The following is a 24,438-nucleotide window of genomic DNA, read 5'->3' as shown; positions in this document are numbered from 1 at the left end:
TCGCTACGAACGCAAGGCCGACCACTTCCTGGCCTTCACCAGCATCGCCTGCACCCTCATCTGCTACCGCAGGCTCGCCAAATGAGATGACTTCTTACAAGCTGCCATGCACGACGCCTTGGGACCATTGTCCGCCTCGCCAGTGACACACTCGGTGCCGATGGCCAAGAATCACCGCCCCAGTCGACCGCCCGAGAGCGGGGGCTCCCGCCCCTCTCCGGACATGGTCCTCGACCGGCTCGCCGCAGGGGCGAACCGGTCCGCGCGCATCACTCATACGGAGCACTTGCCCCCGCGTACGGGAACCCATGCCATCTGGCCCGATCGCATCCGTCCAGAAGTGATCGCCGCCATCCAGAAGGCCGGAATCGATCATCCCTGGGCCCATCAGGCGACTGCGGCGGAGCACGCGCTGGACGGCGAGTCGGTCGTCATCGCCACCGGAACCGCCTCCGGCAAGTCGCTGGCCTACCTCGCCCCGGTCCTCAGTGCCCTCCTGGACGGCTCAGAGGCTCCCAACGGCCGTGGCTCGACCGCCCTCTATCTCGCCCCCACCAAGGCCCTGGCCGCGGACCAGAGGCGCTCGGTGAAGGAACTCGCGGCCCCGCTGGGCAACGGGATCCGTCCCGCGGTCTACGACGGCGACACCCCCGTCGAGGAACGCGAATGGGTACGCCAGTACGCCAACTACGTCCTCACCAACCCCGACATGCTGCACCGCGGGATACTCCCGTCCCACCCCCGCTGGTCCTCCTTCCTGCGCGCCCTGCGCTATGTCGTCATCGACGAGTGCCACACCTACCGAGGCGTCTTCGGCTCCCATGTCGCCCAGGTGGTGCGCCGGCTACGCCGCCTGTGCGCCCGCTACGGCGCCGATCCCGTCTTCCTCCTGGCCTCCGCCACCGCGGCGGAGCCCTCGGCCGCGGCGGGCCGCCTCACCGGCCTCCCGGTCGTCGAGGTCGCCGACGACGCCTCCCCGCGCGGCGAACTGGTCTTCGCCCTGTGGGAGCCGCCCCTGACCGAGCTGCACGGCGAGAAGGGCGCCCCCGTGCGCCGCACCGCCACGGCGGAGACCGCGGACCTGCTCACCGATCTGACCGTGCAGGGCGTGCGCTCGGTCGCCTTCGTGCGCTCCCGGCGGGGCGCCGAACTCATCTCCGTCATCGCGAAGGAACGCCTGGCGCAGATCGACCGCTCCCTGCCCGCCCGCGTCGCCGCCTACCGCGGGGGATATCTCCCCGAGGAACGCCGAGCCCTGGAACGCGCCCTGCACTCCGGCCAGCTGCTCGGCCTCGCCGCCACCACCGCCCTCGAACTCGGTATCGATGTCTCCGGCCTGGACGCCGTCGTCATAGCGGGCTACCCCGGTACGAGGGCTTCGCTGTGGCAACAGGCCGGCCGCGCGGGACGAGCGGGCCAGGGCGCCCTCGCCATCCTGGTGGCCCGCGACGACCCGCTGGACACCTTCCTCGTCCACCACCCCGAGGCGCTCTTCCAGCAGCCCGTGGAGTCGACCGTCCTCGATCCGGACAACCCGTACGTGCTGGCCCCCCATCTGTGTGCCGCCGCGGCGGAGCTGCCGCTCACCGGATCCGACCTGGAACTCTTCGGGCCCGCCGCGGCCGAACTGCTGCCGCAGCTGGAAGCCGCGAAGCTGCTCCGCAAACGGCCCTCGGGCTGGCACTGGACCCGGCGTGAACGGGCCGCCGACCTCACCGACATCCGGGGCGAGGGCGGCCGCCCCGTCCAGATCGTCGAGGAGGGCACCGGGAGGCTGCTGGGCACCGTCGACGAGTCCGCCGCCCACACCGCCGTCCACGAAGGCGCCGTCCACCTCCACCAGGGCCGCACCTACCTGGTCCGGAAACTGGACCTGGAGGACTCGGCGGCACTGGTCGAGGAGGCGAATCCGCCGTACTCGACGACCGCACGCGACACCACCGCCATCGCGGTCCTGGAGACCGACACCGAGATCCCGTGGGGCGACGGGCGCCTCTGCTACGGCTCCGTGGAGGTCACCAACCAGGTCGTCTCCTTCCTCCGTCGCAAACTGATCAGCGGCGAGGTGCTCGGCGAGACCAAACTGGACCTTCCGCCCCGCACCCTGCGCACCCGCGCCGTGTGGTGGACGGTCACCCAGGACCAGCTCGACACCGCCCGGATCAACCCGGAGATCCTGGGCGGCGCGCTGCACGCCGCCGAACACGCGTCGATCGGGATGCTGCCGCTCTTCGCCACCTGCGACCGCTGGGACATCGGCGGCGTGTCCGTACCGCTGCACCCGGACACCCTGTTGCCGACCGTCTTCGTGTACGACGGCCACCCCGGCGGTGCCGGGTTCGCCGAACGCGCCTTCCACACCGCGCGCGGCTGGCTGACCGCCACGCGTCAGGCCATCGCTTCCTGCGAGTGCGACGCGGGCTGCCCGTCCTGCATCCAGTCCCCGAAGTGCGGCAACGGCAACGAACCGCTGCACAAACGAGGCGCCGTACGCCTGCTCACCGAGCTCCTCCGATCCGCACCTCCCGACCAGGCGGGGCCGGCGGCAACGAGCCCCCCAAATCGCTCGGCGGCACCGGACCCGTCAACGGCGTCGGGACCCTCGGCGACACCAGCGCCGCCGTCCGCACCGGACCCATCACCGGCACCCCCGCCCGAACCGGACGCCCCTCACGCCCACCCGGACCCGGACTCCCCGGACTCCCCGGACTCCCCGGACTCCCCGGACTCCCCGGACTCCCCGGACTCCCCGGACTCCCCGGACTCCCCGACGGCCCTGTAGCCACAGGAGCCGTCGTCGCCGGCCCCGCCCGGGACCTGACCTCCGGCGCGTACGGCCCGAGCCGCACCCGGGCCGACACATCGGCGATCTCCCCCTGCACGGCGCACCGCACCACTTCCGCCCCCTGCGCGCCGGCAACCTGCTGGGCGACCCGGCAGGCCGCAGCCGCTCCCTCCAGGGCCCGGTCGGCCGCGGCCAGGGCCGCCAGGTCGGCCGCGCCTCCGGCCCGGTGCCGAGCCACCACCACCTGCCCGAGCGCCAGCACCACCGCGAACACCGTGCACAGCGTCACCGTGGCCACCGCAGCCCACACGGTGGCCAGCCCCCGGTCCCGCCGCTCACAGCGCCCGTAGCGCCCGCAGAGCCCCTTCAGCCACTCGCCAGGCGCTCGCCGACCCAGCCGCATCACGGCGTCGCCCCCACCATGTCCTCCGCCGACGCCACGGCCTCCGCTCTCAGCGTGACGGCCAGCGGACCGGGGCCCGGAGTCGGTGCGGTCACCCTGACCCGCCACAGTGCCCCGGTCCGTCGTACCTCGACCCCCGCCCGGCCCGGCGCCGCCGAGAGGGCTGCCTCCCTCACCTGTGCCTCCGGCTCGGAGCGGGCCGCCGCCCGTGCGCCGGCCCGTGCCGCGTCCACACACCGGATCTGGGCCGATGCGGCCATCAGGGCCCACAACAGGGCGAGGGTGAACACCACCAGCACCGGAATCGTCATGGCGGCCTCCGCCGTCACCGCGCCCCGGTCACTCCACCACCCCACCGGCCCGGATCGCTCCCCAGATCCTTCCCCGGACCGCCCCCCGGGCCCCGGCGCCACCGCTGCGCCGCGCTCAGACGCCCCGCGCTCAGAACTTCGCATCGAGGGCGCTCTTCAGCAGCGATTGCAACTGCGCCATGACCGGTGCGCTGGTGACCACCTTGTAGAGCACGGCAGCGAACGCACAGGCGGCGATCGTCCCCACCGCGTATTCGGACGTCGTCATGCCCCTGTCCGCCCGAGCCCCGCTGACCAGATTCCGCACCCGATCCATTACTTTCCGCATCATTTCAACCCCCGTGAGATAGTTTTCTATCGAAATTGACCGATTAATCTCATTGGCCTCTATTGGTGCGTCAGGGATTCAGCAATCCCGTCGCCAGACCGATCACCACGGGCGCCACCCCCACCGCGAGAAACGCGGGAAGGAAACAGAGTCCGACAGGCGCGGTGATCAGTACGCCGGCCCTCTGCGCACGCGTCACCGCCGCGCTCGACCGCTCGGCGCGCATCGCTTCGGCCAGCCTGGAAACCGGCTCCGCCGCCGGAGCGCCGGTCGCGGCGGCCCGGTCCAGACAGCGCGCCAGCGCGGCAGCGCCCGGTATCTCCCCGAACCTCCCCCAGGCGACGGCTGGGTCCCCGCCGAGCCGGATCTCCGCCGCCGTGCGCGCCAGTTGCTCACCGACCGGCCCTCCCAGCGACTCCCCCACCGCCTCTGCCGCCTCTCGCGGACCTGCCCCGACGGAGATGCAGGCCGCCAACAGGTCAGCAGCCAGCGGAAGCTGACGTATGGCCTCCGCGGCCCTCGCCGCCTCCTGGGCCGCGACATGCGGCGCCTTTCCCGGCCGAGCCCTCTGCCACCGCCAGGCGCCGTACCCCGCCGCCAGCCCAACCGCCCACCCCAGCAGGCCACCCACCAGAATCCAGCCCGCTGGCACGACACCCAGCGCCACCGCCCACAGCCTGACCGGGGCGCCGGCCACCAGCCGGCCGAGCCGCCGCGGAACCCGGCCGGCTGTGCCGGCACGGCCGCCAGGACGTACGGGACCCGGCTCGTCGACCGCCAGAACCGCCGCCCCCCTGCGCCGCACCCGCCGCCCGGTCCGCCGACGGGCCAGGGCGAGCGCCGACTGGGTGCACACGACCGCCGCCGCCCCGACGACCCCCACCCTGTGGACAAATTCACCGAACGCGGCGCTCATACGGCTTCTCCCGCCCGGACGATCCGGCCGGCCCAGAGCAGACCGGCCGCCTCCAGCAGGCCACCCACCACCAGGCAGGCGAGTCCGGCTGAACTGTGCAGCAGCACTCTCAGCGGCTCCGCCCCGAGCGCGGCGCCAAGCCCCATACCCAGCACGGGCAACAGAGCCAGCACCACGACCGTCGACCACGCACCGGCCAGTTGCGCCCGCAGTTCCTCCCGCCGACGCCGCTCGGCCCGCAACGCGCCCTCCAGCCGGTCCAGACCGGCCGCGAGTCCGGCCCCGCCGTCCACCGCCACCCGCCAGCAGGCGGCCACTCCGGCGAGCCCGTCCAGACCCGGTTCGCATGCCGCCTGTCCCAGCGCTCCCGGGACATCGCCCCCGAACTGCGCTGCGGCCGACACCCCCGCCTCCGCCGCGCCCATCGCCCCCGTTCCGCGGACCGCGACGAGCAGCGCCTGCCCCGGTTCGCGGCCGGCCCTCAGCTCACCCACCACCGCACCGCACAGGTCCACCACTCCGTCGGCCCGGCGCTCCCGGTCCTTGCGCGACTCCCGTCTCCGCAGCCACCGCCGCACCAGCGGCACCGCGGCCGCCCCCGCGACCATCGGCAGCACAGACTCACCAAGAGCCCCCAGGACCAGGGCCACCGGCAGGCACAGCCACTCCCGCCGCCCTCCCAGCCACACCTGGAGCCGCCTCCGACAGCTCTCCCATCGCTTCCCCAGCGGCGACTCCGCAGCCCCTTCGTCGAACAACGCCCTCGCTCGCCGCGGCCCTTGGCCCCGCCCGGCCACCACCAGCCAGGCAGCCGCTCCCGCACACAGCGCCGCCGCATGCACCGCCTCCGGCATCCCCACCTCTGCTGCACCCCCGGTCACAGCTCACCCCCGATCAGGGCCCGCAGCCGCTCCCAGCCCCGCTCCCGCTCGAAGCCGGCCGCACCCCAGCGCAGCGCCGGTACGGTCACCACCAGCCCCGCCGCATCCCGCTCCAGAACATGGACCTCGGCGATCCGCCGCCGCCCGGACCGGTCCCGCACGAGATGGACCACCACGGACAGCGCCGCCGCCAGCTGGCTGTGAAGGGCCGTCCGGTCCAGCCCCGCCGCCGTCCCCAACGCCTCCAGCCGGGCCGGGACATGCTCGGCCGCGTTTGCGTGAACCGTCCCCGATCCACCCTCATGGCCGGTATTCAGCGCAGCCAGCAGCTCGGTGACTTCCGCACCCCGCACCTCCCCGACCACCAGCCTGTCGGGCCGCATGCGCAGGGCCTGTCGCACCAGGTCCCGGAGCGTCACCCGCCCGGCACCCTCCTGATTGGCAGGACGCGACTCCAGCCGTACGACGTGCGGATGGTCCGGGCGCAGCTCGGCGGAGTCCTCGGCGAGCACAATCCGCTCCCGCTCCCCCACCGCGCCCAGCAGGCTCGCGAGGAGCGTTGTCTTCCCGGCCCCCGTTCCTCCACTGATGAGGTAGGAGACCCGGGCCTCCACCAGTGCCCGCAGCACCCGGTCACCACCTGGGGGTACGGTCCCCGCCGCAACCAGCTCGACCAGCGAGAAGGCCTTGGGCCGGACCACCCGCAACGACAGGCAGGTCGATCCGACCGACACCGGTGGCAGCACGGCGTGCATCCTGGTCCCGTCCGGAAGCCGCGCATCGACCCAGGGCCTGGCATCGTCCAGGCGCCGTCCCGCCACGGCGGCGAGCCGCTGCGCGAGCCTGCGCACCGCCGCCGCGTCGGCGAAGGTCACCCCGGTGAGTTCGAGTCCGCGGCCTCGGTCCACCCACACCCGGTCGGGCGCGGACACCAGAACGTCGGTGACCGCCGGATCCGCGAGGAGCGGCTCCAGCACGCCGGTCCCGATCAGCTCTCCGCGCAACTCATCTGCTGCACACAGCACTTCGGCGTCCCCGAGCAGTCGCCCCTGCGCCCGCAGCGCTGCCGCGACTCCGGCCGGGGTCGGCGCCGCTCCGCTCTGCGCCAGCCGCTGCCGAACGGCGTCGAGCAGCGCCTCGGTCATGAGACACCTCCGGCGGCCTCACCGGCGAGCGCCCGGTCCCAGAAGGCCGAGCAGAACCTGGCAAGCGGTCCGCGAGCGCTGCCGCCGGGCGGCTCGCCCATGTCCTGCTCGGCCAGCAGGCCTTGCTCCCAGGGGAGTTCACCGGCCAGCGGGAGCCCCATGGCGTGCGCGACCCATTGTTCGTCGAGGCCGGAGGCGTACGGCCCGCGCGCCACGACCCGGAGGTCGTCGAGCACCATCCCCGCCATCGACGCCACGCGTTTCGCCGCCGCGACCGCCCGCAGTTCCCCGGGCACCACCACAAGTCCGAGGTCCATTTGGGCAAGGGCCTCGGCCACCGCCTCGTCGACACGGCGCGGCAGATCGACGACCACCACCCCACCGAGCCTCCGCGCGGCGGCCAGGACCGCCTGCATGGCCTGCGGCGGGATGACCACCCAGTCGTCACGGCCCCAGCTGAGCACCCGCAGTCCGTGGACCGCGGGCAGCGACTCCTCCAGGGCGCCGCCACCGACCCGCCCCTTGGAATGGGCGAAATCAGGCCACCTCATGCCCTCCACCCGTTCGCCGCCGAGCAGGACATCGATGCCACCGCCCAGCGGGTCGCCGTCGATCAGCATGGTCCGCCGCCCGATCCTCGCCGCGGTCACCGCGAGTGCGCAGGCCAGCGTGGACGCACCGGCGCCGCCGCGGCCGCCGATCACTCCGACGGTGAGCGCCGGCCTGCCGACGCCTTCCGCCGCGTTGGCGATCTGATCGACGAGCCAGTTCTCCGAATCGGGCAGCCGCAGCACGTATTCGGCCCCGATCTCCACGGCCCGGCGCCAGACGTCGGGCGCGTCCTGGTCACGCCCCACGAGCATCACGCCCCGCCTGCGAGCCGCGCCACGGCACCGCGGTGCCGCGTCGTCCCCGACGAGAACCATGGGTGCCCGCTCCCAGCCCCCTCGCCGGTCCGGCAGCGTGTGATGGACCTCGGGCTCCGCGCCGGCGGCCGCACACAGCCTCAGCAGATCGTCGAGCAGATCCACATCCTCGGTGACGATCAACGGCCCGCCCCGCCTGGACCCGACAGCCTGCAAACGATCCCGTGCGCTGGATTCAGCCACGATCTCAGCCCCCCTTCTTCACTCACCTTCACCGCGGTTCGCGGCGATCTCGGAGCGTTCCGAGAACGGTGATTCCGGAACCCGCGGACTTCACGGGTGGAATCACGGTGCAGGGCTTCAGGGAATCGTGTGGATCTTGCTCGAAAACTGTGGACAACTCCGCTGTTGTGAATATCCCCGTAGCTCAAACCGGCGACTTCCGGAGAGCAGCCTTTCCATCACGCACCGTGACGAGGCATGCTGATGTGAGTTCAGCGCAGACGTGGGCCATCACGGCCGAGAAGGAGGAGAGATGCTTGATTCCGAGCGACAGGAACGCATCCGGACATGCGACGACCCCCGCCGGGGGGGAGAGCGGGGGTCGTCCCCACGGCCGACTCGGGGGGGGAGGAGCCGGACCGGGTTAGCACGGTCGCGAACGATCCGTGACTTCCATGGTGTACCCGAGCGCCTTCTCAGGCAAACCCACACGCCGGAGTTTACGCCGAATGGTGGGCCCCTATGCTCTGCCTTGTGGAAAACTGCTTCTTGCCGCGCACAGCAGCCTTCTTTGACCTGGACAAGACGGTCATTGCGAAGTCTTCGACACTGACCTTCAGCAAGTCCTTCTATCAAGGCGGGCTGATCAACCGCCGTGCCGTACTGCGCACTGCGTACGCACAGTTCGTGTTCCTTGCCGGGGGCGCGGATCACGACCAGATGGAGCGGATGCGCGAGTATCTCTCCGCGCTCTGCAAAGGCTGGAACGTCCAGCAGGTGAAGGAAATTGTCGCCGAGACCCTTCACGATCTGATCGACCCGATCATCTACGACGAAGCGGCGACGCTCATCGAGGAACATCACACCGCGGGACGCGATGTGGTCATCGTCTCGACCTCCGGCGCCGAAGTCGTCGAACCGATCGGTGAGCTGCTCGGGGCCGACCGTGTCGTCGCCACGCGCATGGTCGTCGGTGACGACGGCTGCTTCACCGGCGAGGTGGAGTACTACGCGTACGGGCCGACGAAGGCGGAGGCCATCAAGGCCCTCGCCGTGTCCGAGGGCTACGACCTCGCGCGCTGCTACGCCTACAGCGACTCCGCGACCGATGTGCCGATGCTGGAGTCCGTCGGCCATCCGCACGCGGTCAACCCGGACCGCGCCCTGCGCCGCGAGGCGACTCTCCGGGAGTGGCCGATTCTCGTCTTCGACCGCCCGGTCCGGCTCAAGCAGCGATTGCCCGACTTCTCGCTGCCGCCGCGACCGGCACTCATGGCTGCGGCAGCGGTGGGCGCGGCCGCTCTCACCGCCGGACTCGTCTGGTACACCGCCCGCCGGCGTGCCGCCGCGGCATCCGCGTGACGCAGCCGTCCCTCAGCCCCGCCGGCGGCCACCCGACCGCCGGACGCCCCACCCCGCCAAACCGGCCCGCCGACCACCTGGACCACCCCGGACACCCCGGAAATCAGCTACGGACCGCCATCACCGCACCCCGAATTCCGCGTGAAACCAATTGAACCGACTCGTCCGTAATTGAACCCAAAAGTAAAGAAGTGCCGCCAGCACTACCGCTCACCCGGCCCCTGGAGTACAAAGGAGTCAACGGCCCGCGAGACCAAGGACATCCGTGAGGATGACCTGTAACGCAGAGAAGGCCCCACGGACCGCGCATGAAAGCCGGGCACCCACGCGACGTCGACCCGTCGATTACGGGCCAGCCGCACCAGGGACGGGCAAAGTACCCGACCTGATGGGCATATATCGAGGACGCTTGGTAACTGGGTGGACATGCCAGCGGCGGTACCGAGGTCGGTACCGCCGCAACCCTTTTCACCAGGTACTACCCGCCCGGCGCCGGAACCACCGAGAACCTCCCGGCATTCGCTCGTTACGCGGCGCCGCGCTGGAGCGCCTCGCAGACCGCCGTCGATTCCCTGGCGCCGAGTTCCGCCGCGCGCCCGCAGTGCGCGATCCAGGCCGCCATGCCCTCCGGCGTTCCCGACAGGTATCCCTCGAAAGCCGCTGTGTAAGCCGCCCGCCCCTGCTCGGCATGGCCGACCTCTGCCGGGCAGATCGACTTCGGGTCGAGTCCGCTCCCGATCAGCACGATCCGCTCGGCGGTCCGCGCGACCAGACCGTTGTGCGAACCGAAGGGACGCAGGGCCAGCAACTCGCCGTGCACGACCGCGGCCGTCACCAGGGCGGGCGCCTCACTCCCCGAAAGAATGAGCCCGCTGAGCCCTTCCAGCCGCCCCGCCACCTCATCGGCGCCGGGCAGCGGCGCTTCGATCAGCGGCTCGTCCACCGGCTCACCCGCCAGCCGGGGCCGGCCGACGGCGTCCTCGGGCGCCGCGCCACCGGCCGCCACCAGATGCAGCCTCGCCAGCACACGCACCGGGGACTGCCGCCAGATGGAGAGCAGTTGGCCTGCCTCGGCGGTCAACCGCAGAGCGGCTCCGACCACACGCGCCTCACTGTCCCCAGTGAAGTCGGTGCGCCGGCGCACCTCTTCCAGGTTCCAGTCGGCACCGGAGAGCGCGGCCGACCCGCGAGCGCCGCGCAGGGCCGCCTCCGAGGTGACCTCGTTGCTGCGGCGCCGCATGACACGGTGACCGTAGACGCGGTCGACCGCCTTGCGCACGGAGTCCACCGCATCCGTCACGCCCGGCAGGGTACCCAGGGTGGCGAGCGGGTCCGAGGAAGTCGTACTCATAAGTAGCGAGGCTACGCGCACCCCGCCCGCCTGCCGCCCCGGAGTGGTCATCTTCACGAAGCCCGACGACGGATAGCGATCGTGCCACTACCCTAGGTGAACATGAAGATCGCTTTCGTAGGGAAGGGCGGCAGCGGCAAGACCACGCTGTCCTCGCTCTTCATCCGCCACCTTGCCGCCAATGAGGCCCACGTCGTCGCGGTGGACGCCGACATCAACCAGCATCTCGGGGCCGCGCTCGGCCTCGACGAGGAGGAGGCCGCAGCGCTGCCCGCCATGGGAGCGCAGCTGCCTCTGATCAAGGAGTATCTGCGCGGCAGCAATCCCCGCATCGCTTCGGTCGAAACGATGATCAAGACAACGCCGCCCGGCGAGGGCTCGCGACTGCTCCGTGTGCGCGAGGACAACCCGATCTACGACGCATGCGCCCGCACGGTCGGGCTCGACGACGGGGACATCCGGCTGATGGCCACCGGACCGTTCACCGAGTCGGACCTGGGGGTGGCCTGCTACCACTCCAAGGTCGGCGCGGTCGAGCTCTGCCTCAACCATCTCGTCGACGGCCCCGAGGAGTACGTCGTGGTCGACATGACCGCCGGCTCGGACTCCTTCGCCTCGGGGATGTTCACCCGCTTCGACATGACGTTCCTGGTCGCGGAGCCGACCCGCAAGGGAGTGTCGGTCTACCGCCAGTACAAGGAGTACGCGCGTGACTTCGGAGTCGCGTTGAAGGTCGTGGGCAACAAGGTGCAGGGCGAGGACGACCTGGAGTTCCTGCGCGCCGAGGTCGGCGACGACCTGCTGGTCACCGTCGGCCATTCCGACTGGGTGCGGGCCATGGAGAAGGGCCGCCCCTCCCGCTTCGAGCTGCTGGAAGCGGACAACCGGATGGCTCTGCAGGCCCTGCAGAACGCCGCGGAGGACTCGTACGGGCAGCGCGACTGGGAGCGCTACACGCGGCAGATGGTGCATTTCCATCTGAAGAACGCCGAGAGCTGGGGCAATGAGAAGACAGGGGCCGACCTGGCGGCTCAGGTGGACCCGGCCTTCGTGCTCGACGAGCACTCAGCCCGGACCGGGGCGGCCCAGCCGGCCTGACCGGCCGGCGCCTTGCCCGAGTTCGGGTACGGGCGCCATCAGCCAGGCGCATCCTCACCTGTGACCGTCCGGGTCGGCGGGCTTCCCGGCCGACCCGGACGGTCACCTTCGCAACAGCCTTGCCCTGCTCCGACCTCTGCTCGGGCTTCTACTCCGGCTTCTGCTTCTGCTCCTGCTCCCGCTCCTGCCCTACTCCTTGCCCTTGCCGGGGCTCGACTCCTTGCCCTTGCCGGGGCTCGCCGCTCCGCTGAGGAAGGACGCCCAGCTCTTCTTGGGTGCCTCTCCGACCTTCAGCGTGCCGAGCTTCGCGAGCGTCGCCGGGTCCTGGCCGTCCAGCCAGTCCGCCAGCTGCTTGAAGGACACGCAGCGCACACCCTGCTTGGTGCAGACGGTCTCGATCGTCTCCTCGATGGCGCGCATGTACGTGCCGCCGTTCCAGGACTCGAAGTGGTTGCCGATGATCAGCGGGGCGCGGTTTCCGTCGTACGAGCGGTCGAAGGCCTGGAGCAGGCCGTCCCGCATCTGGTTGCCCCAGTACTCGTGCTGGTCCGGGTCGCCCTGCGTCGTACCGGACTGGTTGAACATGAAGTTGTAGTCCATCGAGAGGGTCTCGAATTCGCGTCCCGGTACCGGAACGAGCTGCATCGAGAGGTCCCAGATGCCGCCCTTCTTCTCCGGCCACACCTGGTCGTTTACGCCACTGGAGTCGTAGCGGAAGCCCATCGAGCGTGCGGCCTCCACCATGTTCTTCTGCCCCTCCAGGCAGGGGGTGCGGCCGCCGATGAGCTCCTTGTCGTAGTCGAAGGGCAGCGGCTTCATGCCCTTGAGCTCGGGATCGTTCGACTTCCAGCCCTTCACGAAGGACTTCGCCTGGTTGATCTCGCTCTTCCACTCGGCAACGGACCAGGTGCCGACGCCACCGTCCTTGCCGCAGAAGTGGCCGTTGAAGTGGGTGCCGATCTCGTTTCCGTCCAGCCAGGCACCGCGGACCTGAGCGAGGGTGTCCCGGATCCCCTTGGTGTCGTTGAAGCCGATGTCGGAACTGCCGGCGTTGTGCTTGGGCGGGTCGTAGAGCTTCTTCTTCGCTTCCGGCAGCAGGTACACACCGCTGAGGAAGTACGACATGTTCGCGTCGTACTTCTTGCCCACCTCGCGGAAGTGCGAGAAGAGCTTCTGGCTGTCCTCCCCCGCACCGTCCCACGAGAACACCACGAACTGCGGGGGCTTCTGACCGGGGGCCAGCCGCTGCACCGCGGGCTGCTTCGGCTGGGCACCGGTGAAGGCCGTGGAACCGTCGCCGATGAGCCGGAACGCACTCTTGGGCGCTTCGCCGACGGCCTTCTTCTTCGCCCCGGCCGCACCGTTCGCGGCTCCGCTCGCCGCATCACTCGCCGCACCGGACCCGGATTCGCCCGAGCCGGGAGTCGACCCGGAGCAGCCGGCCACTCCCGCGACCAGCGCAACGGTCATGACGCCCAAGGCGATCCTCTTCGTGGCGGTCATCATCCGCCCACCCTCTTCCTTGCAGGTTTGATTGCGCTGAAGTGCCGACACGGCGCGGTCAAGGTCGCACGCACTGCACACAAATCCGTGCGACAGGCCGAATGAAAAGCTGCCTATTCACTGGAATGGGTGGTTAGATAGCCCATTTGCCCTCAATCATGGACACGAATCTTTACTCTCCATTACGATCTGTTTACCGAGAGTTGAGATATCCCGCCGCTGTACGCCGTGATCCACGGCCGCGTCCCACGTTTCCGCGACAGCGCTGCCCCGGAGGAGACGGGAAACATGTCTGCCTGCGTCCCCATTCGTCATGACCACTCATCCCGCAGTTCGCGACCTCCCCGGTCAACGGGGGTCAAGCGACCTCACAGCCCGCCACCGCCGCATCGCGGCGGGCGATTCCGCATCGCGGGCGCCGATCTGTCCGCATCGATCACTGTCTTCCTTCTCGCCATCCCCATGTCGCTCGGCCTGGCCGTCGCCATGGATGCCCCGCTGGAAGCCGGTCTCATCTCCGCCGCAGTCGGCGGCATCGTGGCCGGCCTGCTCGGCGGCACCCCGCTCCAGGTCTCCGGGCCGTCCGCCGGGCTGACCGTGGTGACCGCCGAGTTGATCCAGGTCTACGGCTGGCGCACCACCTGCGCGATCACCATCGGAGCGGGCCTGCTGCAACTCCTGCTGGGTTCACTGCGGGCCGCTCGCAGCGCGCTCGCCGTCAGCCCCGCCATCGTGCACGGCACGCTCGCCGGCATCGGAGTGGCCATCGCGCTCGCTCAGCTGCACATCGTGCTGGGCGGCTCACCGGAGAGCTCGGCCGTCTCCAACGCCCTTACGCTGCCCGCCCGGTTGACACAGGCGGGCCCGGCCGCACCGCTGATCGGCGGTCTGACCATCGCGATTCTGGTGCTGTGGCCCCGGATTCCGGGGCGGCCCGGCCGCATGATGCGGCGGATTCCGGCGGCCCTGGTGTCCGTAGCCGTCGCCACTGCCGTAGCGGCCTTCGCGGCACCGTCGATCGCGCGGGTCGATCTGCCGTCCTGGCGTTCGCACGCCCTGCCCGAAATACCGCAGGGACCCGTACTAGGCCTGGCCACAGCCGTGTTCACGATGATGCTGGTGGCAAGCCTGGAATCCCTGCTCGCCGCCGTCGCCGTGGACAGGCTGGCCGCCGACCGGAGCAGCGAGCGGTCGGCCGGAACGGCCGTCGCGCAGGACGGTGATCAGGCGGGCGAGGGTACGTCCGCACACCCGGCCGAGCTCCCCGAGCCCGGTTCCGGCCCGGCCCCGCCCCCTGTCAGACGCTCCGACCTCGACCGGGAACTACGCGCGCAAGGCATCGCCAACACGGTGTCGGGGCTGCTGGGCGGGCTGGCGGTCTCCGGCGGTGCGGTGCGCAGTTCGGCGAACGTACGGGCCGGAGCGACCGGCCGTGCCTCCACCGTGCTGCATGGCGTCTGGGTGCTGCTCGCCACCGGTCTGCTGGTCACCGTGCTGGAGTGGATCCCACTGGCCGCCCTGGGCGCGCTCGTGATGGTGGTCGGCATCCAGATGGTGAGCTTCGCCCACATCCGTAACGTCCACAGGCATCGGGAATTCCTGGTGTACGGAGCGACGATCACCGGGGTACTGCTCTTCGGCGTCCTCAAGGGCGTGGCGATCGGGATCGCGGTGGCAGTGGCCGTCGCCCTGCACCGGCTGGCGCGTACCAGGATCACCATGAGCGAACAGAGCGGTCAGCATCTGGTCGTCGTACGGGGACAGTTGACGTTCCTGGCCGTGCCCCGGCTCAACCGGACGCTGAGCCGGCTGCCCCAGGACGCGGACGTGGTCGTCGAGCTGGACGGCTTCTTCATCGATCACGCGGCGTACGAAATGTTCCAGGACTGGAGCAATGCTCATATCGCCCACGGCGGCCGGGTCGCCTTCGCCGGCAGGTCCGGTGGCCGGATCGCCGAGCCCGCGTCGGCAGCACACGCCTGCTGCCGCCCCTGGACACCGTGGCGCAACCATCACTGCCACGACCGGCCCGAGCACGTACCCCTCACCGGCTTCAGCCGCGACCGCCGCGCCTCAGGCGCCATCGCCAAGGTCGCCACCGCTGCCGTGACCACCGCCGTGACCACCGCCCCCACGACGAAAGCGGCGGACGCGGCGGACGCGACCGACGCACCGGGCACGCCGGACAGCCCCGCCCCAGCCCCCCTCCACCCCGCGCCCACCCCTTCGCCCACCCCCTCGCCCACTTCCGTCCCACCCACACCCACACCCACGCACACACCCCCGCCCCCGGCGGGCGTCACCAACACCCCCCGCACCACCCCCGATGGGCTCACCCCCGCAGACGCCCAGCAATCCCCCGGCCGTTCAACCGATTACGCACCCGACTACGCGCCCGATTACGCGCCCGATTACGCGCCCAATTACGCACCTGACCACCACGCCGCCCCACCACGCCGGACCGGGGGGCAGCGGCTGGTCAGCGGCCTCAGCTCGTTCCAGCGCAATACGGCGCCCCTGGTGCGTGCGGAGCTGGCGAGGCTGGCCAGGGAGGGGCAGCGCCCCTCGCAGCTGTTCATCACCTGTGCGGATTCCCGCCTGGTGACGAGCATGATCACGGCAAGCGGCCCGGGCGACCTGTTCACCGTCCGGAACATCGGGAACCTGGTGCCGCCGCCGCATTCCGAGAGAGGTGACGACTCGGTGGGCGCGGCGATCGAGTACGCGGTGGACGTGCTGGGGGTGGAGTCCATCACCATCTGTGGGCACTCCGGCTGCGGCGCCATGAACGCACTGCTCGGCGCCGGACCCGACACCCCGGACACACCTCTGTGGCGCTGGCTGCGGCACGGTGTGCCGAGCCTGAAGCGGATGGCCTCCAGACGCCACGCCTGGGCCCGGATCTCCGGCCGGCTGCCCGCCGATGAGGTGGAACAGCTCTGCCTCACCAATGTGGTCCAGCAGCTGGACCATCTGCGGGCCCATGGATCGGTGGCGCGACGCCTCGCGGAAGGCACACTCCAGCTGCACGGCATGTACTTCCACGTGGCTGAGGCCCAGTCGTATCTGCTGACCGAAGGCATCGGCGCCGGCCACGGGCTCGACGAGGTCTTCGACCGGGTCGGCCCCTCCGCCCCGTACGATCCCTATGAACCGGCCGAGTTGGCGCGTACCGGCGCCTGAACCGGGTACGCCTCGGGTCCGTGAGACCGTGTGGGTCCCGCCTCCGCAGCGCCGTACACCCTGCACCAGCGCAGGGCGCCTCGGCACTCTGCTCCACCCCGCCGCGGGGACGGGACCGTGCCTCCATACACGAAACACAGGTCTAAACCAATTCCCGGCAGACACTTGTCACCCGGCCTTTGGCCTGATGAGCTATGCCCCGGGACACAACGGACACCCTGGGAATGGGAGATGTCGTGAGCAACGAAAGCCTGGCCAACCTGCTCAAAGAGGAGCGGCGGTTCGCACCGCCTGCCGATCTGGCCGCGAACGCCAACGTCACAGCCGAGGCGTACGAACAGGCCGATGCGGACCGGCTGGGCTTCTGGGCCGAGCAGGCCCGCCGCCTGACTTGGGCCACGGAGCCGACCGAGACGCTCGACTGGAGCAATCCGCCCTTCGCGAAGTGGTTCGCGGACGGCAAGCTCAATGTCGCGTACAACTGCGTGGACCGCCACGTCGAGGCGGGCAACGGCGACCGGGTCGCCATCCACTTCGAGGGTGAGCCCGGCGACAGCCGTGCCATCACCTACGCGGAACTGAAGGACGAGGTCTCCCGCGCCGCCAACGCCCTCACCGAGCTCGGTGTCGGCAAGGGCGACCGGGTCGCCGTCTATCTGCCGATGATCCCCGAGGCCGCCATCGCCATGCTGGCGTGCGCCCGGATCGGTGCGGCGCACTCAGTGGTCTTCGGCGGCTTCTCCGCCGATGCCATCGCCACCCGCATCCAGGACGCGGACGCGAAGGTCGTCATCACCTCCGACGGCGGATACCGCCGCGGCAAGCCCTCCGCGCTCAAGCCCGCGGTCGACGACGCCGTCGCCCGTATCGAGAGCGTCGAGCACGTCCTCGTCGTCCGGCGTACGGGACAGGACACCGCGTGGACCGAGGGCCGCGACGTCTGGTGGCACGAGATCACCGGCCGCCAGTCCACCGAGCACACCCCTGAGGCGTTCGAGGCGGAGCAGCCGCTCTTCATCCTCTACACCTCGGGCACGACGGGGAAGCCGAAGGGCATCCTGCACACCTCCGGCGGCTACCTCACGCAGGCGGCGTACACGCACCACGCGGTCTTCGACCTCAAGCCCGCGAGCGACGTCTACTGGTGCACCGCCGACATCGGCTGGGTGACCGGACACTCGTACATCGTCTACGGCCCGCTGGCCAACGGCGCGACGCAGGTCATGTACGAGGGCACGCCCGACACCCCGCACCAGGGGCGCTTCTGGGAGATCGTCCAGAAGTACGGCGTCACGATCCTCTACACCGCGCCGACGGCGATCCGTACGTTCATGAAGTGGGGTGACGACATCCCCGCCAAGTTCGACCTGTCGTCGCTGCGCGTGCTCGGGTCGGTCGGTGAGCCGATCAACCCCGAAGCATGGATGTGGTACCGCAAGCACATCGGCGCCGACACGTGCCCGATCGTGGACACCTGGTGGCAGACCGAGACCGGCGCGATGATGATCTCGCCGCTTCCCGGTGTCACGGCGACCAAGCCGGGCAGCGCCCAGCGCGCACTGCCGGGCATCTCCGCCACGGTCGTCGACGACGAGGCCCGTGAGGTCCCGGACGGCGGGGGCGGCTATCTCGTCCTCACCGAGCCGTGGCCGTCGATGCTCCGCACCATCTGGGGCGACGACCAGCGGTTCCTCGACACCTACTGGTCGCGCTTCGAGGGCAAGTACTTCGCGGGCGACGGTGCCAAGAAGGACGAGGACGGCGACATCTGGCTGCTCGGCCGGGTCGACGACGTGATGCTGGTGTCCGGGCACAACATCTCGACCACCGAGGTCGAATCGGCGCTCGTGTCGCACCCGTCGGTCGCCGAGGCGGCCGTGGTCGGTGCCGCCGACGAGACGACCGGTCAGGCCATCGTCGCGTTCGTGATCCTGCGCGGTACGGCGACCGCCTCCGACGACCTCGTCGCGGAGCTGCGCAACCACGTCGGCACCGTGCTCGGCCCCATCGCCAAGCCGAAGCGGGTCCTGCCCGTGGCCGAGCTGCCGAAGACCCGATCCGGCAAGATCATGCGGCGTCTGCTGCGGGACGTCGCGGAGAACAGGGAGCTGGGGGACGTCACGACGCTGACCGACTCCTCGGTCATGGATCTCATCCAGACCCAGCTTCCGTCGTCCGCCTCCGAGGACTGAGGCCTTCCTCCAAGGAAACGACAGTAGAAGCGACAGTAGAGAGCCACAGCTGAGAGCGACAGCAGAGCTGAGCTGAGCTCCCCGAAGGGCATCCGGCAGCGCGCCGGATGCCCCTCGGGCATTTAGGGTGAAGATCACCGCTCGCGGCCCCGCACACCCCGGGTACAGTGGCAGCTGGTCAATAACACGATAAGAAATCTCAAAGGGTGTGCCGGGAAGTCTGGTCGGCAAGTGCATCAGCCATGCCGTCGCTGCCGTACCCACCCGGAGGTCCTCTCTCGTGGCCGCGCCCACCCCCGCACCCCCCTCCCCCCGCCGCACCTTCCTGGGACGCCAGTCGCTCCCGGAGCGGAACTTCCTCACCGACGCGCTGCGTACCGAAACCGTCGGCGGAGTCATCCTGCTGGTCGCCGCGGTGGCCGCGCTGATCTGGGCGAACACCTTCGGATCGAGCTACACGACCGTCAGCCACCTCCACTTCGGACCCGAGGCGCTCGGTCTGCATCTCTCCGTGGCGCACTGGGCGGCCGACGGACTGCTCGCGATCTTCTTCTTCGTCGCGGGGGTCGAGCTCAAACGCGAACTCGTCGCAGGTGAACTGCGCGACCCGAAGGCCGCCGCCCTCCCGGTCGTCGCCGCGCTCTGCGGCATGGCCGTGCCCGCGCTCGTCTACACCCTGGTGACGGTGCTCGGCGACGGTTCCACCAGCGGCTGGGCCGTCCCCACGGCCACCGACATCGCCTTCGCGCTCGCCGTCCTCGCGGTCATCGGCACCTCGCTGCCGTCCGCGCTCCGTGCGTTCCTGCTGACCCTCGCCGTCGTCGACGACCTCTTCGCGATCCTGATCATCGCCGTCTTCTTCACCGAGAACATCGACTTCGTCGCGCTCATCGGCGCCTTCGTCGGCCTGGCCGTCTTCTACCTGCTGCTGCGCCTCAACGTCCGCGGCTGGTACATCTACGTACCGCTCGCCCTGGTCATCTGGGGGCTGATGTACAACAGCGGCATCCACGCCACCATCGCCGGTGTCGCGATGGGCCTGATGCTGCGGTGCACCAGGCGCGACGGCGAGGAGCGCTCCCCCGGCGAACGCGTCGAGCACCTGATCCGCCCGCTGTCGGCAGGTTTCGCCGTACCGCTGTTCGCACTCTTCTCGGCCGGGGTCTCGCTCTCCGGCGGCGCGCTGGCCGGCGTGTTCACCCGGCCCGAAACGCTCGGTGTCGTGCTGGGACTGGTCGTCGGCAAGACGCTGGGGATCTTCGGCGGTACGTGGCTGGCCACCCGGTTCACCAAGGCGGAGCTGAACAAGGAGCTGGCCTGGGCCGATGTCTTCGCGGTCGCCTCGCTCGCCGGCATCGGGTTCACCGTCTCGCTGCTGATCGGCGAGCTCGCCTTCACCGGTGACGACGACATGATCAACGAGATCAAGGCGTCGGTTCTGCTCGGCTCCCTGATCGCCGCCGTACTCTCCGGTGTACTGCTCAAACTCCGGGTACGCAGATACCGGGCGCTCACGGACGCGGAGGAGCTCGACGAGGACGAGTCCGGGGTACCTGACGTCTATGAACAGGACGATCCGGAGTACCACCTTCGGATGGCCGCGATCCACGAGAGGAAGGCGGCCGAGCACCGCCGCCTTGCCCGACTGGCGGAGGCAGCGAGCAACAAGCCGGACAGTCCGGCATGATCTGACATCGGATGTGTTGAACAGGAGAGGGAGTCAGGCATGAGCGACCCCGGCAATTACGCGGGCAGCGCCGACCGTAGTCTCGGCCAGCTGGTCGCCTCGGCGACGGCCGAACTGTCGGCGCTGGTACACGACGAGATTGCCCTGGCCAAGGCCGAGGTGCGACAGGACGTCAAGCGTGGCGTCATCGGCAGCGTGGCGTTCATCGTGACGGGTGTGCTGATCCTGTTCGCGATCCCGGTGCTGAGCTTCGCGGCCGCGTACGGAATCCACAATCTGGGGCTGGGCCTCGCCTGGTCGTTCCTGATCGTGGGCGGCGCGTTCATCCTGCTGGGGATCCTGCTCGCGCTGTTCGGCTACGCCAAGTTCAAGAAGGTCAAGCCGCCGGAGAAGTCCATCGCGTCGGCGAAGCAGACCGCCGCCGTCCTCCAGGGCGTCAAGCCGCACCCGCGTCCGGGCATCGGCGCGGACGCGATCCTTCCGGCGGGCGGCAGCACAGTTGCGGACAAGGCCATCGAGAACCGTCCGGTCCAGGACAAGGCGTCAGCTGTGGCACGCTCATCCACATGACGGTCCCCGATTCCAGCGCATTCGGCCCAGTGGGCCCGGACGACCGGGCGGGCCACGAAGGGCCGGCCGGTCCCCCGGCAGACCCTTCCGCCACACCGCCATCTCTGCCACCGCCCCCGGCCTCGGCCTCAGCGCCTTTCACCGGCCCGCTGGGCCCCGCGGCCGGGTCCGGTGGCCCCGTCCGTCTGGACGGCCCCTGGACGCACCGCGACGTCGCCGCCAACGGCGCCCGCTTCCACATCGCCGAAATGGGTGAGGGGCCACTGGTCCTGCTCCTGCACGGCTTCCCGCAGTTCTGGTGGACCTGGCGCCACCAGTTGCCCGCGCTCGCCGACGCGGGGTTCCGCGCGGTGGCGATGGACCTGCGCGGCGTGGGCGGCAGCGACCGTACGCCCCGGGGTTACGACCCGGCCAACCTGGCGTTGGACATCACCGGCGTGATCCGCTCGCTCGGCGAGCCGGATGCCGCCCTGGTCGGCCACGACATGGGCGGCTACCTCGCCTGGACGGCCGCGGTGATGCGCCCGAAGCTGGTGCGCCGGCTGGTGGTCTCCTCGATGCCGCATCCGCGGCGGTGGCGCTCCTCGATGCTCTCCGATTTCGCGCAGTCCCGCGCGGGCTCGTACATCTGGGGCTTCCAGCGGCCGTGGGTGCCGGAGCGTCAGCTCGTGGCGGACGACGCGGCGTTGGTGGGGCGGCTGATCCATGACTGGACGGGGCCGCGGACCGCGGACTTCCCCGACGACGCGACCGTGGACGTCTACCGGCGCGCCATGTCCATCCCGTCGACGGCGCACTGCGCGATCGAGCCGTACCGCTGGATGGTGCGCTCGCTGGCCCGCCCGGACGGCATCCAGTTCAACCGGCGCATGAAGCGGCCGGTACGGGTGCCCACGCTGCACCTGCACGGTTCACTCGATCCGGCGGTACGCACCCGGAGTTCGGCGGGGTCGGGCCAGTACGTCGAGGCACCGTACCGTTGGCGACTTTTCGACGGTCTGGGGCACTTCCCCCACGAGGAGGATCCGGCCGGATTCTCGGCCGAACTCATCAGCTGGCTCAAGGATTCCGAGCCCGACCGTTGACCGATGGGCACACGAGTCCTACGAACAGCCACTTGCCTGACGCATAGGCCAATTGGCTGACGGATGGGCGGTTACCGACCATGAGCCACGGGCAGACGTCGGGGTATGGGCTGGACGCACGACTTCGGTGACGCAGCACGCAATCGTCGCTCGACCGCCACGGCGGGTCCGGGCACTCATGAGGGGGGCGGCCTCCAGGGCCGGGTGCACGCTATGCATGTTCTGCATGATCCCCGGCTCGGCATTCCGCGCATCCTCCGCCGCCGGGCCCGCTGGGTCTCGGCTCGGCTGCGCCACCCGCGTGGATGACCTCCCGATCTGAGCGGACGGCCTCCCTGCCTCCGCGGACGGCCTCCCGGTCACCCACCGCCCTCACGCGCTGAACCATTCGCTCGCTCCCTGGCTCACGAGTAGGTGGGTCACGGGTAGGTGGCTCACGGGTAGGTGGTCACGCGGGTGCGCCGCTGCGGGTAGGCGGGACGGACGCGGCCTACAGCGCACACGCCTGACTGTCGACCTGCTGGTTGGCGGTGCGGCCCTGCGTGATGTCCTGGCGGATCTCGTCGGCCGTCAGCGCGTAACCGGTGTTGGGGTCGTCGAGCGACTTGGCGAAGACGACTCCGTACACCTTGCCGTCGGGGGTCAGCAGCGGTCCGCCGGAGTTCCCCTGACGGACCGTCGTGAAGAGTGAGTACACATCGCGGCGGACGGTGCCCCGGTGGTAGATGTCCGGGCCGTTGGCGTCGATACGGGCGCGGACCCGCGCGGCGCGTACGTCGTACGCGCCGTTCTCCGGGAAGCCCGCCACGATCGCGCTGTTGCCGGTCGCGGCGTCGTGGTCGGTGTCGGTGAAACGGAGCGGCTTCGCGTCGAGATCCGGGACGTCGAGTACGGCGATGTCGCGCCGCCAGTCGTAGAGGACGACCTTCGCGTCGTACAGCCGTCCCTGGCCGCCGATCTGGACGGTCGGCTCGTCGACGCCGCCGACGACGTGGGCGTTGGTCATCACCCGGCGGTCGGAGAAGACGAAGCCGGTGCCTTCGAGGACCTTGCCGCAGCTCGGGGCCGTACCGACGACCTTGACGATGGACTTCTGGGCGCGGGCGGCGACCGGGCTGCCCACCAGGGCCGGGTCGGGGGCCCTGACTTCGGTGATCGGCTCATTGGCGAACGGGCTGAACACCTGCGGGAAGCCGTTCTGCGCGAGGACCGAGGAGAAGTCCGTGAACCAGGTGGAGGCCTGGGGCGGCATCACCCGGGAGATGCCGAGCAGCACGGAGGAGCTGCGCACCTCCTTGCCCAGCGTCGGCAGCGAGGTGCCGGCCAGCGCGGAGCCGATCAGCCAGGACACCAGCAGCATCGCCACGACGTTGACCAGCGCACCGCCCGTCGCGTCGACGGCACGCGCGGGCGACCATGTGATGTACCGGCGGAGCTTGTTCCCCAGGTGGGTGGTGAAGGCCTGGCCCACCGAGGCGCACACGATCACGATGACGACCGCGACGACGGCGGCCGTCGACGAGACCTCGGATCCGTCCGTCACCTGGTCCCACAGGACCGGCAGCAGATAGACGGCGACGAGACCGCCGCCCAGGAACCCGATCACCGACAGAATGCCGACGACGAACCCCTGGCGGTATCCGATGACAGCGAACCACACGGCGCCGGCCAGCAGCAGGATGTCCAGCACGTTCACCGTCTATAGCCTCACAGATTCGTCACCGGGCCCGTACGTCTCTCTGGGTCCGGGCGGGCCCGGAGCAGTGGAGCACGGAAGTCAGCCTGTCATGCGCGCCAGTCGAGCGGCACCTGCTTGGCTCTGTCCCAGGGGCGCTCCCAGCCCGCGAAGTGCAGAATCCGGTCGATCACGCCGGCCGTGAACCCCCATACGAGTGCGGATTCGACCAGAAATGCCGGGCCGCGGTGACCGCTGGGATGGACGGCTGTCGCCCGGTTGGCCGGGTCCGTGAGATCCGCCACGGGGACCGTGAAGACCCGCGCGGTCTCCCCCGGGTCGACGACTCCGACCGGACTGGGCGAACGCCACCAGCCGAGGACCGGCGTCACCACGAAGCTGCTCACCGGGATGTAGAGGCGGGGCAGCACGCCGAACAGCTGCACACCGTGCGGATCGAGGCCGGTCTCCTCCTCGGCCTCCCGCAGCGCGGCCCTGAGCGGACCCGTCGTCGCCTGGTCACCGTCCCCGGGGTCCAGGGAGCCGCCGGGGAAGGAGGGCTGCCCGGGGTGCGACCGCAGGCTTCCGGCGCGCTCCATCAGGAGCAGTTCGGGACCGCGCGCACCCTCGCCGAACAGGACGAGAACGGCCGACTGCCGCCCCGCCCCGCTCTCGGGCGGCAGGAACCGGCTGAGCTGCTGCGGCTCGACGGTGCGCGCGGCATGGGCGACAGGGTCCAGCCAGCCGGGCAGGCCCTCGGTGGTGACGGTGATCGAGGCCTCTCGGCCGGCACCCGACCCGGGCGCGGCCGACCCGGGCGCGGCCGACGCGGCGGCGGCCGCCGCGTCCGTGCTGTGTTGATGCGTCTTCATGGG

Annotated in this window: 19 protein-coding genes and 1 pseudogene; 9 read left to right on the top strand and 11 right to left on the bottom strand. The window is 70.3% G+C overall.

Annotation, left to right across the window (positions count from 1 at the left end; all coding sequences use genetic code 11):
• The first annotated feature begins 106 nt into the window (after window positions 1-106).
• Entirely contained in the window at window positions 107-2,782 is a 2,676-nt protein-coding gene (locus ACZ6S6_RS31980; RefSeq protein WP_469708307.1) for a DEAD/DEAH box helicase, read from the top strand.
• Window positions 2,783-2,861: 79 nt separating this feature from the next.
• On the opposite strand, the pseudogene ACZ6S6_RS31975 reads toward ACZ6S6_RS31980, so the two are convergent.
• From ACZ6S6_RS31975 to ssd, 7 genes and pseudogenes are all read right to left on the bottom strand, one after another.
• Window positions 2,862-3,188: pseudogene (locus ACZ6S6_RS31975) on the bottom strand (Rv3654c family TadE-like protein); the annotation flags it as partial.
• Window positions 3,188-3,517, bottom strand: coding sequence for a TadE family type IV pilus minor pilin (locus ACZ6S6_RS31970; protein ID WP_469708324.1), 330 nt, complete (start codon window positions 3,515-3,517; stop codon window positions 3,188-3,190). The gene ACZ6S6_RS31970 and the pseudogene ACZ6S6_RS31975, both read right to left, overlap by 1 nt.
• Before the next feature lie 112 nt (window positions 3,518-3,629).
• Window positions 3,630-3,830, bottom strand: a complete 201-nt coding sequence (locus tag ACZ6S6_RS31965; protein WP_469708305.1) for a DUF4244 domain-containing protein — start codon at window positions 3,828-3,830, stop codon at window positions 3,630-3,632.
• A 67-nt stretch (window positions 3,831-3,897) separates the two neighbouring features.
• Window positions 3,898-4,743 carry a type II secretion system F family protein gene (locus ACZ6S6_RS31960; protein ID WP_469708303.1) on the bottom strand — a complete coding sequence of 282 codons (846 nt, stop codon included), beginning with the start codon at window positions 4,741-4,743 and terminating at the stop codon, window positions 3,898-3,900.
• Window positions 4,740-5,597 (bottom strand): type II secretion system F family protein, encoded by an 858-nt coding sequence (locus ACZ6S6_RS31955; RefSeq protein WP_469708301.1) that lies wholly within the window; start codon window positions 5,595-5,597, stop codon window positions 4,740-4,742. Before ACZ6S6_RS31955 ends, ACZ6S6_RS31960 begins: the two co-directional genes overlap by 4 nt.
• A 23-nt stretch (window positions 5,598-5,620) precedes the next feature.
• Window positions 5,621-6,769 carry a TadA family conjugal transfer-associated ATPase gene (locus ACZ6S6_RS31950; protein WP_362965858.1) on the bottom strand — a complete coding sequence of 383 codons (1,149 nt, stop codon included), beginning with the start codon at window positions 6,767-6,769 and terminating at the stop codon, window positions 5,621-5,623.
• Complete coding sequence (gene ssd / locus ACZ6S6_RS31945) at window positions 6,766-7,851, bottom strand: septum site-determining protein Ssd (RefSeq protein ID WP_362965884.1); 1,086 nt, start codon at window positions 7,849-7,851, stop codon at window positions 6,766-6,768. The genes ACZ6S6_RS31950 and ssd overlap by 4 nt, the downstream gene beginning before the upstream one ends.
• 528 nt (window positions 7,852-8,379) lie before the next feature.
• Between ssd and ACZ6S6_RS31940 the strand changes: the two genes are divergently transcribed.
• A complete protein-coding gene (locus ACZ6S6_RS31940) occupies window positions 8,380-9,219 on the top strand; it encodes an HAD family hydrolase (RefSeq protein WP_362965860.1) in 840 nt (279 codons plus the stop codon).
• Between the two features lie 526 nt (window positions 9,220-9,745).
• On the opposite strand, the gene ACZ6S6_RS31935 is transcribed toward ACZ6S6_RS31940, so the two are convergent.
• A complete protein-coding gene (locus ACZ6S6_RS31935) occupies window positions 9,746-10,570 on the bottom strand; it encodes a Fic family protein (protein WP_469708298.1) in 825 nt (274 codons plus the stop codon).
• A 102-nt stretch (window positions 10,571-10,672) separates the two neighbouring features.
• On the opposite strand from ACZ6S6_RS31935, the gene ACZ6S6_RS31930 reads away from it, so the two are divergent.
• Entirely contained in the window at window positions 10,673-11,668 is a 996-nt protein-coding gene (locus ACZ6S6_RS31930; protein WP_362965864.1) for an ATP-binding protein, read from the top strand.
• Window positions 11,669-11,857: 189 nt separating this feature from the next.
• On the opposite strand, the gene ACZ6S6_RS31925 is transcribed toward ACZ6S6_RS31930, so the two are convergent.
• On the bottom strand, window positions 11,858-13,174 hold the full coding sequence (locus ACZ6S6_RS31925; RefSeq protein WP_469708296.1) for a polysaccharide deacetylase family protein: 1,317 nt from the start codon (window positions 13,172-13,174) through the stop codon (window positions 11,858-11,860).
• Between the two features lie 285 nt (window positions 13,175-13,459).
• On the opposite strand from ACZ6S6_RS31925, the gene ACZ6S6_RS31920 reads away from it, so the two are divergent.
• The 6 genes from ACZ6S6_RS31920 (at window position 13,460) to ACZ6S6_RS31895 (ending at window position 22,197) form a co-directional block, all read left to right on the top strand.
• Complete coding sequence (locus ACZ6S6_RS31920) at window positions 13,460-16,354, top strand: SulP family inorganic anion transporter (protein ID WP_469708295.1); 2,895 nt, start codon at window positions 13,460-13,462, stop codon at window positions 16,352-16,354.
• 194 nt (window positions 16,355-16,548) lie between these two features.
• On the top strand, window positions 16,549-18,546 hold the full coding sequence (gene acs / locus ACZ6S6_RS31915; protein WP_362965870.1) for an acetate--CoA ligase: 1,998 nt from the start codon (window positions 16,549-16,551) through the stop codon (window positions 18,544-18,546).
• A 280-nt stretch (window positions 18,547-18,826) separates the two neighbouring features.
• The gene (gene nhaA, locus ACZ6S6_RS31910; RefSeq protein WP_469708293.1) at window positions 18,827-20,233 is read left to right on the top strand and encodes a Na+/H+ antiporter NhaA; all 1,407 of its coding nucleotides are present in this window, start codon (window positions 18,827-18,829) and stop codon (window positions 20,231-20,233) included.
• Window positions 20,234-20,272: 39 nt separating this feature from the next.
• The gene (locus tag ACZ6S6_RS31905; RefSeq protein WP_362965874.1) at window positions 20,273-20,803 is read left to right on the top strand and encodes a phage holin family protein; all 531 of its coding nucleotides are present in this window, start codon (window positions 20,273-20,275) and stop codon (window positions 20,801-20,803) included.
• A complete protein-coding gene (locus tag ACZ6S6_RS31900) occupies window positions 20,800-21,888 on the top strand; it encodes an alpha/beta fold hydrolase (RefSeq protein WP_469708291.1) in 1,089 nt (362 codons plus the stop codon). The genes ACZ6S6_RS31905 and ACZ6S6_RS31900 overlap by 4 nt, the downstream gene beginning before the upstream one ends.
• 105 nt (window positions 21,889-21,993) lie before the next feature.
• The gene (locus tag ACZ6S6_RS31895; RefSeq protein ID WP_329615417.1) at window positions 21,994-22,197 is read left to right on the top strand and encodes a hypothetical protein; all 204 of its coding nucleotides are present in this window, start codon (window positions 21,994-21,996) and stop codon (window positions 22,195-22,197) included.
• 181 nt (window positions 22,198-22,378) lie between these two features.
• Here the strand turns inward: ACZ6S6_RS31895 and ACZ6S6_RS31890 are convergent, their stop codons facing one another.
• Window positions 22,379-23,584, bottom strand: coding sequence for a MarP family serine protease (locus ACZ6S6_RS31890; protein ID WP_362965878.1), 1,206 nt, complete (start codon window positions 23,582-23,584; stop codon window positions 22,379-22,381).
• An 89-nt stretch (window positions 23,585-23,673) separates the two neighbouring features.
• Window positions 23,674-24,435 (bottom strand): NUDIX hydrolase, encoded by a 762-nt coding sequence (locus ACZ6S6_RS31885; protein WP_469708288.1) that lies wholly within the window; start codon window positions 24,433-24,435, stop codon window positions 23,674-23,676.
• Between the last annotated feature and the right edge of the window lie 3 nt (window positions 24,436-24,438).

The organism is Streptomyces sp. NPDC048671 (assembly GCF_055587045.1).
Note: the sequence above shows the minus strand (reverse complement) of the source record. Positions and strands in the feature narration are given on the sequence as shown.

Bases quoted from the DNA above. Each gene is read 5' to 3' on its own strand.
- ACZ6S6_RS31980 (WP_469708307.1), top strand. From the start codon at position 107: ATGCACGACGCCTTGGGACCATTGTCCGCCTCGCCAGTGACACACTCG.
- ACZ6S6_RS31965 (WP_469708305.1), bottom strand. From the start codon at position 3,830: ATGATGCGGAAAGTAATGGATCGGGTGCGGAATCTGGTCAGCGGGGCT.
- ACZ6S6_RS31960 (WP_469708303.1), bottom strand. From the start codon at position 4,743: ATGAGCGCCGCGTTCGGTGAATTTGTCCACAGGGTGGGGGTCGTCGGG.
- ACZ6S6_RS31955 (WP_469708301.1), bottom strand. From the start codon at position 5,597: ATGCCGGAGGCGGTGCATGCGGCGGCGCTGTGTGCGGGAGCGGCTGCC.
- ACZ6S6_RS31950 (WP_362965858.1), bottom strand. From the start codon at position 6,769: ATGACCGAGGCGCTGCTCGACGCCGTTCGGCAGCGGCTGGCGCAGAGC.
- ACZ6S6_RS31940 (WP_362965860.1), top strand. From the start codon at position 8,380: ATGCTCTGCCTTGTGGAAAACTGCTTCTTGCCGCGCACAGCAGCCTTC.
- ACZ6S6_RS31935 (WP_469708298.1), bottom strand. From the start codon at position 10,570: ATGAGTACGACTTCCTCGGACCCGCTCGCCACCCTGGGTACCCTGCCG.
- ACZ6S6_RS31930 (WP_362965864.1), top strand. From the start codon at position 10,673: ATGAAGATCGCTTTCGTAGGGAAGGGCGGCAGCGGCAAGACCACGCTG.
- ACZ6S6_RS31925 (WP_469708296.1), bottom strand. From the start codon at position 13,174: ATGATGACCGCCACGAAGAGGATCGCCTTGGGCGTCATGACCGTTGCG.
- ACZ6S6_RS31920 (WP_469708295.1), top strand. From the start codon at position 13,460: ATGTCTGCCTGCGTCCCCATTCGTCATGACCACTCATCCCGCAGTTCG.
- acs (WP_362965870.1), top strand. From the start codon at position 16,549: ATGCCCCGGGACACAACGGACACCCTGGGAATGGGAGATGTCGTGAGC.
- ACZ6S6_RS31905 (WP_362965874.1), top strand. From the start codon at position 20,273: ATGAGCGACCCCGGCAATTACGCGGGCAGCGCCGACCGTAGTCTCGGC.
- ACZ6S6_RS31900 (WP_469708291.1), top strand. From the start codon at position 20,800: ATGACGGTCCCCGATTCCAGCGCATTCGGCCCAGTGGGCCCGGACGAC.
- ACZ6S6_RS31895 (WP_329615417.1), top strand. From the start codon at position 21,994: ATGGGCTGGACGCACGACTTCGGTGACGCAGCACGCAATCGTCGCTCG.
- ACZ6S6_RS31885 (WP_469708288.1), bottom strand. From the start codon at position 24,435: ATGAAGACGCATCAACACAGCACGGACGCGGCGGCCGCCGCCGCGTCG.